The sequence below is a fragment of the Achromobacter sp. UBA2119 genome, assembly GCF_002331005.1.
In the GTDB taxonomy this organism is placed as follows: domain Bacteria; phylum Pseudomonadota; class Gammaproteobacteria; order Burkholderiales; family Burkholderiaceae_B; genus Achromobacter; species Achromobacter animicus.
The window spans coordinates 728,080-744,656 of record NZ_DCYD01000009.1 but is presented as its reverse complement, the minus strand read 5'-3'; the positions used below and the strand labels follow the sequence as shown (position 1 = coordinate 744,656).

The window sequence follows — 16,577 nt, the reverse complement described above, 5'->3', positions numbered from 1 at the left end:
GGCGCGCTCACTAATACGACCACTACATTCTGGGACGACGTAGGGGCTGACTCAGTCCGGTTGTAGGCGCTCAGAAGGCTATGGCCTTCAGGATGGCCGCACGCCTCATCGCGCCGCGCCGTATGCGCTGCGGACTGCAAAGGCCCGCATCCTGTAGCTCACTTCCGACGGCCAAAGCATCCATCTTTGGCCGTCGGCCAGCGTCAGGCACTTTCGAGCATTGCCGCATCATTTAGCAACCGTTGAATGCGCTGGCGAATCTCCTCTGGAATACCTTGCGCAGACGAATCAGGTCCGGGCCTGTTTGGCTGCTGCTGGGTGCCCGCGATGACCCGCACGACCATGCCCAAATTTCCGGGTGTCACGATGTCGATGGCCGCGCGATCACCCAGATCCGGGTGTACGCGGGTCAGCATCCGGTACAAGTCCCACGAATCCGCGTGCGGACACTGGTTCATGAGCACCTGGGCCAGTTTGTGCTTGAGCGGCACCAGTTGCCAGTCGGGCACACGTTGCCCGCGATTGCCCAAGCTGATGGACAGCAGTTTGCCCGCCTTCAGCTCGCGGTTTATCTGGTCCTTGGACTTTCCGGCCAGCTTACCGAACAGCGGAACCGGCAAACTGCTCGGCGATTCGTAGATGGCGAGCATTTCCTCGCGCTCGCGCTGGATGGCGGATACTTCCGGCGCCGGCGCCGGCGCACGCGTCGGGGGCGGTGGCACCTGCGACAGCCGCTGGAAGGTGATTCCCGCGTCGTTTGGCGTCACGACAATGGGGGTGACCACCACGGGCGGAGCCGAAGCCGCAGAAGTGCCTGCAACGATGGCGTCGGGGTTGTCCTCCCCTGCGATGGCTGGCACGCCCTCGATATGGATGGTGAGGTGGGCGCTGGCCGCTTCGACCTGGCCCTGTTCGAGTAAGTCGAGGCGATCCGCCCAGTCCTGCATCATCCGACGGCGCGGCTCAACATACTTGGCGTGGTTGTAGGCCGAACTCACCTTGTTCGGGTCCGAGTGCGAAAGCTGCGCGTCCACCCAAATCTTGGGATAGCCGATCTCGTTGAGCGCCGTCGAGATGGTTCCGCGGATGCCGTGCCCGGTCAGTTGATCCTCGTAGCCCATTCGTTTCAAGGCCGCGTTGAGGGTGTTCTCGCTGATGCGCTTCTTGAGTTCGCTGCGGTGCGTGAGCAGATGGACCTGGGCCGGCTTCATCACACCCAACAGGTAGCGCACGATCTCGATGGCCTGCACGGACAACGGCACGATGTAGGGCGGAACGTCCTGCGGGCGCTTGCCGGCCTTGCGCATCTCGTCCTGGAGTTGTTTGACAATCTGCGGCGGGATGATCCACAGGCCACGGTCGAGATCGAACTGGTCCGGGGTCGCCAGCCGCAGCTCGCCGGTACGCACGCCGGTCAGGAACAGCAGCCGGATGCCGAGTTGGGTCTGCCAACCACGAGGGTTGTAGAGCCTGAGCTTGTGCAGGAACTCGGGAAGCTCCCGAAGATGCAGGTAGGGGTTGTGGTTCACCGGGGGCTTGGGCTCGGCCACCACGTCCAGGTCGGAGGCCGGATTGGCTTCCAGCCCCTCCACGATGACGAGGGCATAGCGGAACAACTGCCCCAGCCAGGTGCGGACCTTCTCGGCAGTGGTGAACGCCTTGCGCTCCTCGATCCTCGCCAGGACGCCCAGGAGTTGGGGCCGGCGAATGTCGTAGATCGACATCTGCTTGAGGCTGGGCAGCACGTCCTTGTTGAAGATCCGCAGGATCTGCGACAGCGTGCTGTTCCTGCCCTCCTTGATTTCCTTGCGGCGATGCTCGACCCACGCATCGAAGACGGCCTTGAAGGTGTAGTCGGCCGCAAGCTTGACCGCGTGTCGCTTCTGTTTGCGATCGGTATGGGGGTTGATGCCCTTTGCCAGAAGCGCCCGGGCTTCGTCGCGCAAGGTGCGCGCTTCGCGCAAACCGATCTCGGGGTAGTTCCCCAGGGAGATGCGCTTTTGCTTGCCGAGCCAGTAATAGCGCAAATGCCACGACTTGCCGCCGGTGGGGGCGACCACCAGGCCGAGGCCATCGGTGTCGGGGATGCTGTACGTTTTCTCGGCGGCCTTGGCTTGCCGCACGGTCAGATCAGAGAGTGTCATCATCAAGCTCCTAAGTCTTGGACTTAGGCCCGATGCTGCTTGTCATCCCGATCCAACCCCAGCAACAACCCGGAACCGGCACCACCCGCATTCTTTGGCCTTGTTTTTGGCCTCAAAAACGCTGGCTGTCAGTGGATTTCCGTGGCTTTCGCTGGAATGAAAAAAGGAGCCGAAGCTCCTCTTTTCAACGACTTACAGACGTCAGTGGAAGTCCGTAGATCATAACTTGGAGCGGGAGACGAGTCTCGAACTCGCGACCTCAACCTTGGCAAGGTTGCGCTCTACCAACTGAGCTACTCCCGCGGGGGTACTGCTGGGGTCCTGCTTATTACTACTAAGCTACAAGCTTTCGCTTGTTTTGATGAATGCCTGTTTTGGTATCAGGGCTGTTCACCAAAGACAGCGATTGTACATACTTTTAAGGGTCTTTGCACGGCAGACCGAAATCTGGAGCGGGAGACGAGTCTCGAACTCGCGACCTCAACCTTGGCAAGGTTGCGCTCTACCAACTGAGCTACTCCCGCATTTGCTAATACCCTCATCGCTGGCTGTGCGCTTGAGTCTTCAAGAAGAATCTTCAAGAATCTGGCGGCTGTCCAATCAGCGAGGCGAGAGTATACATTAATTTTTTCATCCATCAAGCCGGCTCGCATGTGCTGCATGAACTGGCTTTTCAGGCATGAAAAAAGGGCCTTTCGGCCCTTACTTTCAAAGATCTGTAGCTTTGAAAAAGCTGCACATCAAAATCTGGAGCGGGAGACGAGTCTCGAACTCGCGACCTCAACCTTGGCAAGGTTGCGCTCTACCAACTGAGCTACTCCCGCATTGGTTCCGCAAACTGCTCAGAACCGCTTTTCTTATTCACTCTGATCAACTTGGTTATCGATCAGAAGGCGCGCAGTCTAGCACGATTTTTTGAGCTTGTCCTGAGCCGCTGTGGCGGTTTCGATTCGAACTTCAAATCGGGTCAAGCACTCAATCAAGTAAACTGAGCGAAGACAGAAACTATAGCACACAACGTAGCACCCATGTCAAATTCCTTCGCCGGACCCGCGTCCGATTCGTTGTCTCCGGCCGTGCAGGACCTTACCCGTCTGAATACGCTGGGACTCGCGTCCCGGGCCGACGCCTTCGTCGCGCTGCGCGATCCGGCGCAATTGCCGGCCTTGTCGGCGCTCGCGCAAGCGGCGCCATCGCTGCTGGTGTTGGGCGGCGGCAGCAATGTGGTGTTGCCCGAGCGTGTGCCGGGCGTGGTCGCGCGCGTCGCGTTCGAAGGCGTGCGTCTGCTGGAGGCGCGGCCGGACGCATGGATCGTCGAAGCCGCGGGCGGCGAGAGCTGGCACGGATTCGTAGCGGCCTGCGTGGCGCAGGGATGGGACGGCCTGGAGAATCTGGCGTTGATCCCCGGTACCGTCGGCGCCTCGCCGGTGCAGAACATCGGCGCTTACGGCGTCGAGCTGCAGGAGCGGTTCCACAGTCTGACGGCCTGGGATGTGCGCGAGGCACGCTTCGTGGAAATGCGGGCGGCCGAGTGCAGGTTTTCATACCGCGACAGCACGTTCAAACATGATGAACCTGGCCGCTGGATCATCGTAAGCGTGCGTTTTGCGTTGCCGCGCCCCTGGCGGCCCGTGCTGGAATATCCCGATCTGCAACGTCATGCGCGGCTGTCGCACGGAGCGCCCCGCGCGCGCGACGTGTTCGAGGCGGTTTGCGAGATCCGGCGAGCCAAGCTGCCGGACCCCGCCGTCACGGGTAATGCGGGCAGCTTCTTCAAGAATCCGATCGTGCCGGCTGCGCAGCGTGAAGCGCTGGCGGCGCGTTTTCCCGGCCTGGTGTCGTATGCGCAGCCCGATGGCCGCTACAAGCTGGCCGCCGGCTGGCTGATCGATCAATGCGGCTGGAAGGGCAAGGCGTTGGGCGCGGCGGGTGTGCATGATCGCCAGGCGCTCGTGCTGATCAATCGAGGCGGCGCCACGGCCGAGGACATCATGGGCCTGGCGCGAGCGGTGCAGGACGCCGTGGCTGACCGTTATGGCGTGCGGCTGGAGCCGGAACCCGTCGTGGTGTGACCGGCCAGACCTGGCTGGCCGCGCTTAGCCAGCCGCACCTAGCCGGCCGCGCTTAGCCAGCCGCACCTAGCCAGCCGCACCTAGCCGGCCGCGCCAAAAGAACCGCAAGAACACGGCATGAAAAAAAGGACCCCGAGGGGTCCTTTATTTTTAGCGCCGTGAACCGGATCAGAGGCCCAGCACCGACTGCATGTCGTACAGACCGTTGCTCTTGCCGTCGAGGAAGCGCGCCGCGCGCAGCGCGCCTTCCGCATAGGTGGCCCGGCTGGACGAGCGGTGCGTGATTTCGATGCGCTCGCCGATGCCGCAGAACGACACTGTGTGATCGCCGACGATGTCGCCGCCACGCAGCACCGAAAAGCCGATGGTGCCGGGTTTGCGCACGCCGGTGTCGCCGTGACGGCTCCAGGTGGCGACGTCGGGCAGGGCGACGTCCCAGGCGGACGCAATCGTTTCGCCCATCTTCAGCGCCGTGCCCGAAGGCGCGTCGACCTTGTTGCGGTGGTGCGCTTCAAACACTTCGACGTCATAGCCGGCGTTCAGGATGCGGGCCGCCATGTCCAGCAGCTTGAGCGTGGCGTTGACGCCGACGCTCATGTTGGGGGCGAACACGATGGCGGTCTTTTGCGCAGCGACTTCGATTGCGGCGCGGCCATTGTCGTCAAAACCGGTGGTGCCGATGACGGCCTTCACGCCGTGCTTGACGCAGGCTTCCAGGTGCTTGAGCGTGCCTTCCGGGCGGGTGAAGTCGATCAGGCAATCGGCGCCGGCAAGGGCGTCCAGATCATCCGTGATGGCCACGCCCGTCTGCTTGCCCAGCTGAGCGCCGGCATCGCGGCCCAGCGAAGCGGAGCCCGGAACGTCCAGCGCAACAGCCAGCTCCAGGCCGTCGGCCTTCAGAATGGCTTCGATCAGCATCTGGCCCATGCGGCCGTTGGCGCCGGCGATAGCAATACGCATAAAAAAAGTCCTTCGGTTTAAAGCAGCGGCTCGGGCGCGTTGCCCGGCTGGCCTGGGTATTGGTTGAGCGGGCTGACGGGCGCATCGGCGTCGCGCTTCTGTTCGTCCTGCTCTTGCTTGATACGCTCTTCGTCCCGATTCAGACGCTTGTCGGCCTTTTCGTCGGCCACGGCATCCGGCGTGTTGATCTGGTAAGGCTGCAGATCAGGCTGCTTGTCGCCTTCCCAGCGCACGAGGCGGTCGTTTTCGAACCAGACGGTGAACTTGCGCTCTTGCGAGTTGCCGTAACCGGGCTTGAAGTAATACGGGTAGTCCCAGCGGTTGGCGTGCAGCACGCTGGTGAGCGTGGGGCTGCCGAGCGCGAAGCGGACTTGTTCGCGGGTCATGCCGGGCTGGAGCAGTGCGACCTGTTCCTGCGTGATCCAGTTACCCTGCTGGACCGGAGCTTTGTAAGGGAAGCCCCATTTGTTTGAGGTGCAGCCCGCCAAGGCGACGGCCAGGGCGGCGACGGCCAAACCGGTCTTCAGAGAGCGGGAGGGAATACGTGCAAACATGGACACTACGCGCCCCTATTATTTGGAAGCAAGCAAAACCGTTATCATAAAGGTTTCATCAGGATAGTTCCGCGAGGCGGCATGAATTCGGCGAGCCGGCTTGCGGTGACCCCAGTCCTTGCCCATGCCAACGCGGACGGAGAGCGATTACACCATGAGCGACCAAAGCGAACTGAAAAACATGGGTTTGAAGGCGACTTTTCCTCGCCTGAAAATTCTTGATATTTTCCGCAAATCGGGTGAACGGCACCTGAGCGCCGAAGACGTCTACCGCGCCCTCATCGGCGAAAACGTCGAGATCGGCCTGGCTACCGTCTACCGCGTGCTGACCCAGTTCGAGCAGGCCGGCATCCTGGCGCGCAGCCAATTCGACAGCGGCAAGGCCGTTTTCGAATTAAACGACGGCGACCACCACGACCACTTGATCTGCACCAATTGCGGCAAGGTTGTCGAGTTTTCGGATCCCGAGATCGAAAAGCGCCAGCAGAAGATCGCCAAGGACAACGCCTTCGCGCTGGAAAGCCATGCGATGGTGCTGTACGGCATCTGCGGTAGCTGCCTCAAGGGCCGGTAAGCCCAGGTCGGCAGGCTAGCGGCCGGTCCGTCCGGCTGCTTAGGTGAAAAACAAAGCCCCTTCGATGTGAAGGGGCTTTTTGCATTTGGCCATTGCGTGCGCGTCGGTCGAGGGATGCCCCAACGCGGGGTCAGACTCAGGGCGCGGTCTGCCCGAAGCCTTCCAGCATTTCGCGCGCGTGTTCCCGGGTGGTGGCGGTGAGCTTCATGCCGCCCAGCATGCGCGCGATTTCCTCGACGCGGGCTGGGGCGTCCAGCGGTTCGATGCTGGAGCGCGTGGTGCCGCGCGATTCGGCCTTGCTGACCAGGAACTGGTTGTTGGCGCAGGCAGCAACCTGGGGCAGGTGGGTGACGCACAGCACCTGATGGCGTTCACCCAGCTCGCGCAGCAGCTTGCCGACGGATTCGGCGACAGCGCCGCCCACGCCGCTGTCGACTTCGTCGAAGATCAGCGTGGGGACGCGCGCCGCGCGGCTGGCGATAACCGATAGCGCAAGCGAGATGCGGGACAGTTCGCCGCCCGACGCGACCTTGGCCAGCGGCCGCGGGGTGGTGCCGGCGTGGCCGGCGACCAGAAATTCGACCTGTTCGCTGCCGTGCGCGGAGGGTGCGGACGGCGTAAGCGCCGGTTCGAAGCGGCCGCCCTGCATTGCGAGCGTCTGCATGGCCTGGGTGACCTGCTTGCTCAGATCCTTGGCAACCTTGCGGCGCGCGGTCGACAGCTTGGCGGCGACTGCGTCGTATTGCGCCTGCGCCGCAGCCGCCTGGGCGCGCAGCGCGTCGATGTCGCCGGCGGCCTGCAGGGCCGCCAGCTCTGCATGCAGGGATTCCCGCAATTCGCACAACGCGTCGGGTTCGGTGCGGAACTTGCGGGCGGTCTCGAACACCAGCCCAAGACGCGCTTCCACGTCCGCAAGCCGCTTCGGATCAAGTTCGACCCGGCTGACATAGTTGTTCAGGTCGGACACGGCTTCGCTGATGGCGATGCGGGCCGATTCCAGTTCGTCATGGACGCCCTTCAGGCCCGGATCGTGCCGCAGCATCTGCTGCAGGCGCTGGTTTGCAGCCGTCACCCGGTGATGCGCGGAGTCGCCTTCGCCGTCCAGCGTTTCAAGGATCTGCGAAGCCCCGTCCAGCAGCGATTGCGAATGCGACAGGCGCGTGTGCTCGGATTGCAGGGCTTCCCATTCGTCCGGCCCGAGGTTGAGCTGGTCGAGTTCATTGACCCGCCATTGCAGGCTTTCGCGTTCTGTCGCGAGGCTTTCCGCGTCTTTTTCAGCGGATTCCAATTGGCGCGCCAGTGCGCGCCATTGCTTCCATGCCTGGCCGACCGCCTGACGCAGATCGCCATGGCCGCCGTGCGCGTCCAGCAGGTCGCGCTGGGCATCGGGCCGCATCAGACTTTGGTGCGCGTGCTGGCCGTGGATGTCGACCAGGCTGTCGCCGAGTTCGCGCAGCTGCGCCACGGTGGCCGGTGTGCCGTTGATATAAGCGCGGCTGCGGCCTTGCGCATCGATGACACGCCGCAGCGAGAGTTCGTCGTCGGCGTCGATCTCGCGTTCGGCCAGCCACGCATGCAGGGCCTTGGGGGTGTCGAAGACGGCGGTGATGTCGGCGCGGGTCGCGCCTTCGCGCAGCATGCTGGCGTCGCCGCGCTCGCCAAGGGTGAGGGCCAGCGCATCGACCAGGATGGATTTGCCGGCGCCGGTTTCGCCGGAAAAGACGGTAAAGCCGGGACCGAAATGGATTTCGGTCTGTTCGACGATGACGAAGTCGCGGATGTGCAGGGTGCGCAGCATGTGGGGGCGCTAACTACTCTACGTTGTCGGAGGCTTCGGGCATCAGGTTCCAGTGCAGCTTGCGGCGCAGGGTGGAGAAGAAGCTGTAGCCTTCGGGATGCACGAATCGGATGGTGTAGGGCGCGCGCTGCACGACGATGCGGTCGCCCGGTTGCAGGTCGGACCAGGTCTGCATGTCGAAATGCACGCTGGCGCCGACTTCGACGCGGCCCATGGCAGTGAGCGTCATGTTGAGCACACCGGTGTCCGGGATGACAATGGGGCGGTTCGACAGCGTTTGCGGCGCCACCGGCACCAGCACCATGGCGTTCATGCCCGGATGCAGAATGGGGCCGTTGGCCGACAGCGCATAGGCGGTGGACCCGGTGGGCGTGGCGATTATCAGGCCGTCGGCACGCTGCGTATACATGAAGGCGCCGTCCAATTCGACCCGGACCTCGATCATGCCGCCGCGTCCCGCACGGTTCAGAACCACGTCGTTCAGCGCCGAGGCGGAGTACATCTTTTGATCGCCGCGCCACACGCTGCCTTCGAGCAGCATGCGGTCTTCGATCTGGAAGCTGCCCTCGAGCACCCGGGCAAGCGCTGCGTGCGCGTCCTGCAAGGCGATGTCGGTGATGAAGCCCAGGCGCCCGTGGTTGATGCCGACCAGCGGCATGCCATAAGGCGCGAGATGGCGGCTGGCGCCCAGCACGGTGCCGTCGCCGCCCATGACCACGGCCAGCGAGGCGGTCTTGCCGATTTCCTCGAGCGTGGCGATGGGATATTCGGTCAGCCCGGTATTGCGCGCCGTGTCCGCGTCGATCAACACATGCCGGCCCGCTTGCGTCAGCGCGTGCGCAAGGGCTCTCAGCGGTGTGTCCAGGCCGGTGTCCTGGTATCTGCCGATCAGGGCGACGGTGGGAAAGTGCATGGCTGCGTACAAATGAAAAAGGGCAAAACCGTAAAGCTGAATGTACCCAGAATGGGTCAATTAGCCGATTATATGGGGCCGTATATCGGGTTGCGGGACAAAAATCGCCCCAACCGAAAAAGATTCCCTAAAATAGCCGCTATGGATGACCGCGCACGCGCATTACTGAAAGCGTTGATAGAACGCTACATCGCCGATGGGCAGCCAGTCGGCTCGCGGACGCTATCTAAAGTCTTCGACTTGTCCCCAGCCACCATCCGCAACGTCATGGCGGACCTGGAAGAGCTGGGGTTGATCCATAGTCCGCATACTTCCGCCGGCCGTGTACCCACGCCGCGCGGATACCGCATGTTCGTCGATTCGCTGCTGTCGGTACAGTCGTACCAGCTTCAGCCGCACAACATGGGCGAAATGCTCTCTGCCGCCGAACCCACCCGCGCCGTCAACGCGGCCGCCGCGTTGCTGTCGAATCTGACGCAATTCGCGGGCGTGGTGCTCACGCCCAAGCGGGCCCAGGTGTTCCGCCAGATCGAATTCATCCGCCTGTCCGACAAGCGCGTCCTGTTGATCATCGTGACGCCCGATGGCGACGTCCAGAACCGCATTCTCTTCGTCCAGCGGGATTACGCCGAATCCGAACTGCTGGAGGCCGGCAACTTCTTCAACATGCACTTCGCCGGCAAATCGTTCAATGCCGTGCGCCAGACGCTCTCGACCGAGCTGGCCCAGTTGCGCGAAGACATCTCGCGCCTCATGCAGGCCGCCGTCGAGGCCAGTGCCGAAGCCGCCGAGGACGGCGACGCCGTGGTCATTTCCGGCGAGCGCAAGCTGCTGGACGTGACCGACATCGCGTCCGACATGGACCGGCTGCGCAAGATGTTTTCGTTGTTCGAGAAAAAGACCGACCTGCTGCAGTTGCTGGATGTCTCCAGCCGGGCGCAGGGCGTGCAGATCTACATCGGTGGCGATTCGCAACTGGTGCCCCTGGAAGACGTTTCCGTCATCACCGCGCCGTACGGCGTGGATGGCAAGGTGGTGGGCACGCTGGGCGTCATCGGTCCGACCCGCATGGCCTACGAGCGCGTCATACCCATCGTGGACATCACGGCGCGCCTGCTGTCCAACGCCCTCAGCCACAACCAGTAGTTCCATTCAAAGCTACATCCTCCTTGCGGAGGAAGGGGAGTTTTTGTGTTTCTTCGCCTGTTCAAGTATCTCTGGCCTGAGCGCTACCTTCCTGAACCCGAGCAAGAAGACCCCTTCAACGAAGATCCGCCGCCGCGCGTGCCCGGCAAGGTCGGCGTGCTGCTGGTGAACCTGGGCACGCCCGACACGCCGACGGCCAAGGACATCCGCAAGTACCTGGGCGAATTCCTGTCCGACCCCCGCGTCATCGAGATCCCGCGCTACCTCTGGAAGCCCATCCTGCACGGCATCGTGCTCGTGCGCCGTCCCAAGCGGCTCGAGCCCCGCTATGGCGGCATCTGGATGAAGGAAGGCTCGCCCCTGATGGTCTACAGCCAGCGGCAGACCGACGGCGTGCGCGCCGCCCTGCAGGCGGCCGGGGTGGATGCCGCAGTCGAGCTGGGCATGCGCTATGGCAATCCCTCCATCCCGCACGCCATCTCCAACCTGCGCAAGCAGGGCTGCGAGCGCATCCTGACCGTGCCGCTGTATCCGCAGTACGCCGCCAGCACCACCGCCACCGTCGTCGACGCGGTTACCCGCTACATGGGCAAACTGCGCGATCAGCCGGAAATGCGCTTCATCAAGCGGTTTCACGACGACCCCGGCTACCTGGACCCGCTCGCCGCGCGCATCGAACGGTACTGGAGCGAACACGGCAAGCCGCAGAAGTTGGTCATGAGCTTTCATGGCCTGCCGCGCTACTCCATCGAACTGGGCGACCCTTACTACCGCGACTGCATGGAAACGGCCCGGCTCCTGGCCCAGCGACTTTCGCTGCCCCGCGACCAGATCGAAGTGACCTTCCAGAGCCGGTTCGGCACCGCCCGCTGGCTGGAGCCCTACACCGAACCGACCCTCAAGGCACTAGCCGCATCGGGGGTCACCGAGGTCGATGTAGTGTGTCCGGGATTTGTGGCAGACTGTCTCGAAACCCTGGAAGAAATCAGCCTGGAATGCCGCGATGCCTTTCTCGAGGCCGGTGGCAAGCAGTTCCGTTACATTCCTGCCATCAATGACGACCCGGCCTGGATCGCGGGGTTGTCGGGGCTGGTGGAACGATACTTGCAGGGGTGGGTTCCAGACACCACAGACTTGAAGGAGAAGGCGCATGCACCATGACCCGAAGACTGGCGAATCGGTCAAGAAGGGCAAAGTCAGCACTCCCGTCGACGAAGATCGCGTCGAACACGACCTGGACGAGGCCCTGGCCGACACCTTCCCGGCCAGCGATCCGGTCGCGATCCCGTCGGATCCAGATGCGGACGACAAGCGGGTGGACCGCGCACTGAAGGAAAGCTTCCCCGCCAGCGACCCCGTCGCTCCCGCGCAGCCAAGCAAAAAGTAGAAAACTGCCGCCGGGCGCCCGGCCGCGGTGCCGGGCCCTGGGGAATATTTCGCTTACCCGGGCTTGAATTAGGGGTATTGGCCCCCATTCATGTCTCCGAAAGCCATTCTTTTTGGAGGATTCCCCATGACGGCACCCCACGAGCCTGCTGACCAGGCGCCCGAAGTCGGCCAGAACGCCGATGCGGCACCCGCCGCCCAGGACGCCGCGCAGGCCGAGCTGAACGAGTTGCGCGCCCAGCTGGACGCCGCCCAGGCTACCGTCAACGAGCAGCACGACCAGCTTCTGCGTGTGCAAGCCGAAGCCGAGAACGTGCGCCGCCGCGCTCAGGAAGAAGTGTCTAAGGCGCGCAAGTTCGGCATCGAATCGTTTGCCGAAAGCCTGGTTCCGGTCAAGGACAGCCTGGAAGCTGCCCTGGCCCAGCCCGATCAGACGGTCGAAACCCTGCGCGAAGGCGTCGAAGTCACCCTCAAGCAGCTGGCTGCCGCCTTCGAGCGCAACCTGCTCAAGGAAATCGCGCCGGCGCAGGGCGACAAATTCGATCCGCACCAGCACCAGGCCATTTCGTCCATTCCGCATGAACAGCCCGCCAACACGGTGGTGCAATTGCTGCAGAAGGGCTATGTGATCGCCGACCGCACCCTGCGCCCCGCGCTCGTGGTCGTCTCGGCTGGCCAGGGCTGAACCGCCTTTCCGCCATGACCGACCCGCGCTTCGACCCGGCCCAGGTATTCCAGGTGTTCGGCATGCGACATGTCGACACCGCGGGATTCGACGCGGCCGTGGTGCAAGCGCCCGGCGCCGACCTGCGCTGTGTCTTCCTGTGGGGCCAGGATTGCTACAACTGCAACCTGTTCAAGCAGGCGGCGCTGCTGCATCAGGAAACGCTGCTGGGGCTAGGCCTTACATGGTTTGAAGCCGACGTCTACGCGGATGAACCGCTGGGCCGCCGGTTTTCGTTGCATGGCGTCCCCACTTTTGTGCTGTACCGGTCCGGCAAGCGCCTTGGGCGCATCACCGGCTGGCCCGGATTGCCCCAGTTCACTGCGGCAATCCAGCGCCTGCAGGACCCGGGCCCGGAAATTTCCAGCCCGGCGTCTTGAAAAACCCCACGGGCAGCCCCAGTTACGGGGAGACAAGCAGTTTTCCCCAAATTTTCATAGATTTAATAATCAAGGTAACCCACCATGAGCAAGATTATTGGCATTGACCTGGGAACGACCAACAGCTGCGTGGCTGTCATGGACGGCGGGCAGGTCAAGATCATCGAAAACGCGGAAGGTGCTCGCACCACTCCCTCCATCGTTGCCTACATGGATGACGGCGAGACCCTGGTCGGCGCGCCTGCCAAGCGTCAGGCCGTGACCAACCCGCGCAACACGCTGTACGCAGTGAAGCGCCTGATCGGTCGCAAGTTCGAAGAAAAAGCCGTGCAAAAGGACATCAATCTGATGCCCTACGCCATCGTCAAAGCCGACAACGGCGACGCCTGGGTTGAAGTGCGCGGCAAGAAGATGGCGCCTCCCCAAGTGTCGGCCGACGTGCTGCGCAAGATGAAGAAGACCGCCGAGGACTACCTGGGCGAAGAAGTGACCGAGGCCGTCATCACCGTGCCCGCGTACTTCAACGACAGCCAGCGCCAGGCCACCAAGGACGCCGGCCGCATCGCGGGCCTGGAAGTCAAGCGCATCATCAACGAACCCACCGCTGCGGCGCTGGCGTTCGGCCTGGACAAGACCGAAAAGGGCGACCGCAAGATCGCCGTCTATGACCTGGGTGGCGGCACGTTCGACGTGTCCATCATCGAAATCGCCGATGTGGACGGCGAAAAGCAATTCGAAGTGCTGTCGACCAACGGCGATACCTTCCTGGGCGGCGAAGACTTCGACCAGCGCATCATCGACTACATCATTGCCGAGTTCAAGAAGGAACAAGGCGTTGACCTGTCCAAGGACGTGCTGGCGCTGCAACGCCTGAAGGAAGCCGCTGAAAAGGCCAAGATCGAACTGTCGTCCGCGCAGCAGACCGAAATCAACCTGCCGTACATCACGGCCGATGCTTCCGGTCCTAAGCACCTGAACCTGAAGATCACGCGCGCCAAGCTGGAAGCGCTGGTCGAAGAACTGATCGAACGCACGATCGAGCCCTGCCGCGTCGCCATCAAGGACGCCGGCGTCAAGGTTTCCGACATCGACGACGTGATTCTGGTCGGCGGCATGACCCGCATGCCCAAGGTCCAGGAAAAGGTGAAGGAATTCTTCGGCAAGGATCCGCGCAAGGATGTGAACCCCGATGAAGCCGTCGCCGCTGGTGCCGCCATCCAGGGCTCCGTGCTGTCGGGCGACCGCAAGGACGTGCTGCTGCTGGACGTTACGCCGCTGTCCCTGGGTATCGAAACCCTGGGTGGCGTCATGACCAAGATGATCCAGAAGAACACCACGATCCCGACCCGGTTCTCGCAGACGTTCTCGACGGCCGACGACAACCAGCCGGCCGTGACGATCAAGGTCTTCCAGGGCGAGCGCGAAATCGCTGCGGGCAACAAGGCCCTGGGCGAGTTCAACCTTGAAGGGATCCCGCCGTCGCCGCGCGGCATGCCGCAGATCGAAGTCACGTTCGACATCGACGCCAACGGCATTCTGCACGTGTCCGCCAAGGACAAGGGCACCGGCAAGGAAAACAAGATCACCATCAAGGCCAACTCGGGTCTGTCGGAAGACGAGATCCAGCGCATGGTCAAGGATGCCGAGGCCAACGCCGAGGAAGATCACCGCGTCGCCGAACTGGCTCAGTCGCGTAACCAGGCCGACGCGCTGGTGCATGCCACCCGCAAGTCGTTGACCGAGTACGGCGACAAGCTCGAAGCTGCCGAGAAGGAAAGCATCGAGGCCGCCATCAAGGACCTGGAAGAAATGCTGAAGGAAGGCGACAAGGCCGCGATCGACGCCAAGGTCGAAGCCCTGTCCACGGCTTCGCAGAAGCTGGGCGAAAAGATGTACGCCGACATGCAGGCGCAGCAAGCCGCCGGCCAGCAGCAAGCGGCCGACAACGCGAAGCCGGTGGACGACAACGTCGTCGACGCCGACTTCAAGGAAGTCAAGCGCGACCAATAATGGCCGGGCACTGACCTGCCTCTGCCGCCCGGTAGCCGGAGAAATCCGCCTACCGGGCGTACTCATTCTGTAGCACTGAAAAGAAGGCTCGGTTTCGAGCCCACGGATCATGGCAAAACGCGACTATTACGAAATCCTGGGCGTGGCAAAAAACGCCTCGGACGACGATCTCAAGAAGGCCTATCGAAAGCTGGCCATGAAATACCATCCGGACCGTAATCCGGACAGCAAAGAAGCCGAAGAGAAGTTCAAGGAAGCCAAGGAAGCCTACGAGGTCCTGGGCGATGACCAAAAACGCGCCGCATACGACCGCTACGGTCATGCAGGCGTCGACCCCAACGCCGCCGGCATGGGCGGCGCGGGCATGGGCGGCGGTTTCGCCGACGCGTTCGGCGACATCTTCGGCGAGATCTTCGGCGGCGCCGGCGGCGGCCGTCGCGGCGGCGGCCCCCAGGTCTATCGCGGCGCCGACCTCAAGTACGCGCTGGAAATCACCCTGGAACAAGCGGCAGCCGGTTTCGACACCGAAATCCGCGTCCCCAGCTGGGAAAACTGCGACACCTGCCACGGCTCCGGCGCCAAGCCTGGCACCTCGCCCAAGACCTGCCGCACCTGCGGCGGCTCGGGTGCCGTGCGTATGCAGCAGGGCTTCTTCAGCGTCCAGCAGACCTGCCCCACCTGCCACGGCAACGGCAAGGAAATCACCGACCCCTGCCAGGCCTGCGACGGCGTCGGCCGCATTCGCCGCAACAAGACCCTCCAGGTCAAGATTCCGGCCGGCATCGACGACGGCATGCGCATCCGCTCCAGCGGCAATGGCGAACCCGGCATCAACGGCGGTCCTCCCGGCGACCTGTATGTGGAAATCCACATCAAGCAGCACAAGATCTTCCAGCGCGACGGCGACGACCTGCACTGCGAACTGACCATCCCGTTCACCACGGCGGCACTGGGCGGCGAACTCCAGGTCCCCACGCTGGGCGGCAAGGCCGAGATCTCCATCCCCGAAGGCACGCAATCCGGCAAAACCTTCCGCCTGCGCGGCAAGGGCATTCGCGGCGTGCGCGGCAGCTACCCGGGCGACCTGTACTGCCACGTCGTGGTGGAAACGCCCGTCCGCCTGAGCGACGACCAAAAGAACATCCTGCGCCAATTCGAGGCTTCGCTTAACGACGGTGGCGATCGCCACTCGCCGCAAAGCAAATCCTGGACGGACCGCGTCAAGGAATTCTTCAGCTGATCAGTCTTCAGCTAAACGCGCTGCCGCTCAGCGCAAAAAGCCGCGACGAGAGTCGCGGCTTTTTTTCGTTTGGTCGCCAACAATGCTTGGCGCGTCAGGGACAGTGCTGCGGGATCACGCAGAACCGCGAGCCCCTTAGCGGGTGCTCGGCGGGTAGTCGAGTTCGCCGAACGTGTACTCGCCGTTAGCCTTGGCGCGCTCAAGCTGGACGCGCACGTCCTGCTCGGTCAGGTTGGAGGTGCTGGGCTGTGCCGCCGGATAGTCCTGCTCGCCAAACGTGTATTGGCCGCTGACCTTGGCTTCCTGCAATTCGGCCGCCACCTGGGAACGGGACTTGGATTGTTCAACGCCAGCTGCGTGAGCGCCGGCGCCTGCCAGGGCCAGGGAAACAAACAGCGTCGTGGCCAGGATTTTCATGAGTGAGACCTCCAGATTGCTTAAGTGAAACCGAGTCCGGCGGCCCATCGTCGTGGTCCATCTGATGATCTCGATGGCCAGATGCAGCACGCCAAATCCCGGCATGAACCCGAACGGCATGAAACCACCTTCCAAATTGGCGAGATATCGAAGGGCTTCTAAAAATTACGCATATGCGGGAATACGCAGTCCAGGAAGCTTTCGCCAGCATGCAATGCATAGCCTGCATGCAGGTGCTACACCAGGCGCTCCATTAGGG

General features: G+C 62.8%; 15 protein-coding genes and 3 tRNA genes. 9 read left to right on the top strand and 9 right to left on the bottom strand.

What is annotated here, in order from left to right:
* Positions 1-203: 203 nt before the first annotated feature.
* The 4 genes from B3098_RS08620 to B3098_RS08605 form a co-directional block, all read right to left on the bottom strand.
* On the bottom strand, positions 204-2,144 hold the full coding sequence (locus tag B3098_RS08620; RefSeq protein WP_016445090.1) for a tyrosine-type recombinase/integrase: 1,941 nt from the start codon (positions 2,142-2,144) through the stop codon (positions 204-206).
* A 227-nt stretch (positions 2,145-2,371) separates the two neighbouring features.
* Positions 2,372-2,447, bottom strand: a tRNA-Gly gene (locus B3098_RS08615).
* A gap of 145 nt (positions 2,448-2,592) precedes the next feature.
* Positions 2,593-2,668 (bottom strand) — tRNA-Gly (locus B3098_RS08610).
* A gap of 224 nt (positions 2,669-2,892) precedes the next feature.
* Positions 2,893-2,968 (bottom strand) — tRNA-Gly (locus B3098_RS08605).
* A gap of 204 nt (positions 2,969-3,172) precedes the next feature.
* On the opposite strand from B3098_RS08605, the gene murB reads away from it, so the two are divergent.
* Positions 3,173-4,216, top strand: coding sequence for a UDP-N-acetylmuramate dehydrogenase (murB, locus tag B3098_RS08600; RefSeq protein WP_286894502.1), 1,044 nt, complete (start codon positions 3,173-3,175; stop codon positions 4,214-4,216).
* A gap of 168 nt (positions 4,217-4,384) precedes the next feature.
* Here murB and dapB read toward each other — a convergent pair whose 3' ends face one another.
* Together dapB and B3098_RS08590 are read right to left on the bottom strand one after the other, a co-directional pair.
* The gene (gene dapB, locus B3098_RS08595; protein ID WP_175123167.1) at positions 4,385-5,176 is read right to left on the bottom strand and encodes a 4-hydroxy-tetrahydrodipicolinate reductase; all 792 of its coding nucleotides are present in this window, start codon (positions 5,174-5,176) and stop codon (positions 4,385-4,387) included.
* Between the two features lie 17 nt (positions 5,177-5,193).
* Complete coding sequence (locus B3098_RS08590; RefSeq protein ID WP_175137203.1) at positions 5,194-5,730, bottom strand: outer membrane protein assembly factor BamE; 537 nt, start codon at positions 5,728-5,730, stop codon at positions 5,194-5,196.
* Positions 5,731-5,884: 154 nt separating this feature from the next.
* Between B3098_RS08590 and fur the strand changes: the two genes are divergently transcribed.
* Positions 5,885-6,304: a ferric iron uptake transcriptional regulator gene (gene fur, locus B3098_RS08585; protein ID WP_056321269.1), complete on the top strand. Its 420-nt coding sequence runs from the start codon at positions 5,885-5,887 to the stop codon at positions 6,302-6,304.
* A gap of 136 nt (positions 6,305-6,440) precedes the next feature.
* On the opposite strand, the gene recN is transcribed toward fur, so the two are convergent.
* Positions 6,441-8,102: a DNA repair protein RecN gene (gene recN, locus B3098_RS08580; protein ID WP_286894498.1), complete on the bottom strand. Its 1,662-nt coding sequence runs from the start codon at positions 8,100-8,102 to the stop codon at positions 6,441-6,443.
* Between the two features lie 13 nt (positions 8,103-8,115).
* Positions 8,116-9,015: an NAD kinase gene (locus tag B3098_RS08575; protein ID WP_105237577.1), complete on the bottom strand. Its 900-nt coding sequence runs from the start codon at positions 9,013-9,015 to the stop codon at positions 8,116-8,118.
* Positions 9,016-9,156: 141 nt separating this feature from the next.
* On the opposite strand from B3098_RS08575, the gene hrcA reads away from it, so the two are divergent.
* The 7 genes from hrcA (at position 9,157) to dnaJ (ending at position 15,901) form a co-directional block, all read left to right on the top strand.
* On the top strand, positions 9,157-10,161 hold the full coding sequence (hrcA, locus tag B3098_RS08570) for a heat-inducible transcriptional repressor HrcA (protein ID WP_062840377.1): 1,005 nt from the start codon (positions 9,157-9,159) through the stop codon (positions 10,159-10,161).
* Positions 10,162-10,206: 45 nt separating this feature from the next.
* On the top strand, positions 10,207-11,322 hold the full coding sequence (gene hemH / locus B3098_RS08565; protein ID WP_286894493.1) for a ferrochelatase: 1,116 nt from the start codon (positions 10,207-10,209) through the stop codon (positions 11,320-11,322).
* Positions 11,312-11,548 carry a hypothetical protein gene (locus B3098_RS08560; protein WP_175123163.1) on the top strand — a complete coding sequence of 79 codons (237 nt, stop codon included), beginning with the start codon at positions 11,312-11,314 and terminating at the stop codon, positions 11,546-11,548. The genes hemH and B3098_RS08560 overlap by 11 nt, the downstream gene beginning before the upstream one ends.
* 126 nt (positions 11,549-11,674) lie before the next feature.
* A complete protein-coding gene (gene grpE, locus B3098_RS08555) occupies positions 11,675-12,232 on the top strand; it encodes a nucleotide exchange factor GrpE (RefSeq protein WP_175123162.1) in 558 nt (185 codons plus the stop codon).
* Between the two features lie 14 nt (positions 12,233-12,246).
* Positions 12,247-12,651 carry a thioredoxin family protein gene (locus B3098_RS08550; RefSeq protein ID WP_175184126.1) on the top strand — a complete coding sequence of 135 codons (405 nt, stop codon included), beginning with the start codon at positions 12,247-12,249 and terminating at the stop codon, positions 12,649-12,651.
* A gap of 84 nt (positions 12,652-12,735) precedes the next feature.
* A complete protein-coding gene (dnaK, locus tag B3098_RS08545; RefSeq protein WP_286894489.1) occupies positions 12,736-14,661 on the top strand; it encodes a molecular chaperone DnaK in 1,926 nt (641 codons plus the stop codon).
* A 109-nt stretch (positions 14,662-14,770) separates the two neighbouring features.
* On the top strand, positions 14,771-15,901 hold the full coding sequence (dnaJ, locus tag B3098_RS08540; protein ID WP_175123159.1) for a molecular chaperone DnaJ: 1,131 nt from the start codon (positions 14,771-14,773) through the stop codon (positions 15,899-15,901).
* A 135-nt stretch (positions 15,902-16,036) separates the two neighbouring features.
* Here dnaJ and B3098_RS08535 read toward each other — a convergent pair whose 3' ends face one another.
* Entirely contained in the window at positions 16,037-16,438 is a 402-nt protein-coding gene (locus B3098_RS08535) for a DUF4148 domain-containing protein (RefSeq protein ID WP_286894488.1), read from the bottom strand.
* Positions 16,439-16,577 lie beyond the last annotated feature (139 nt).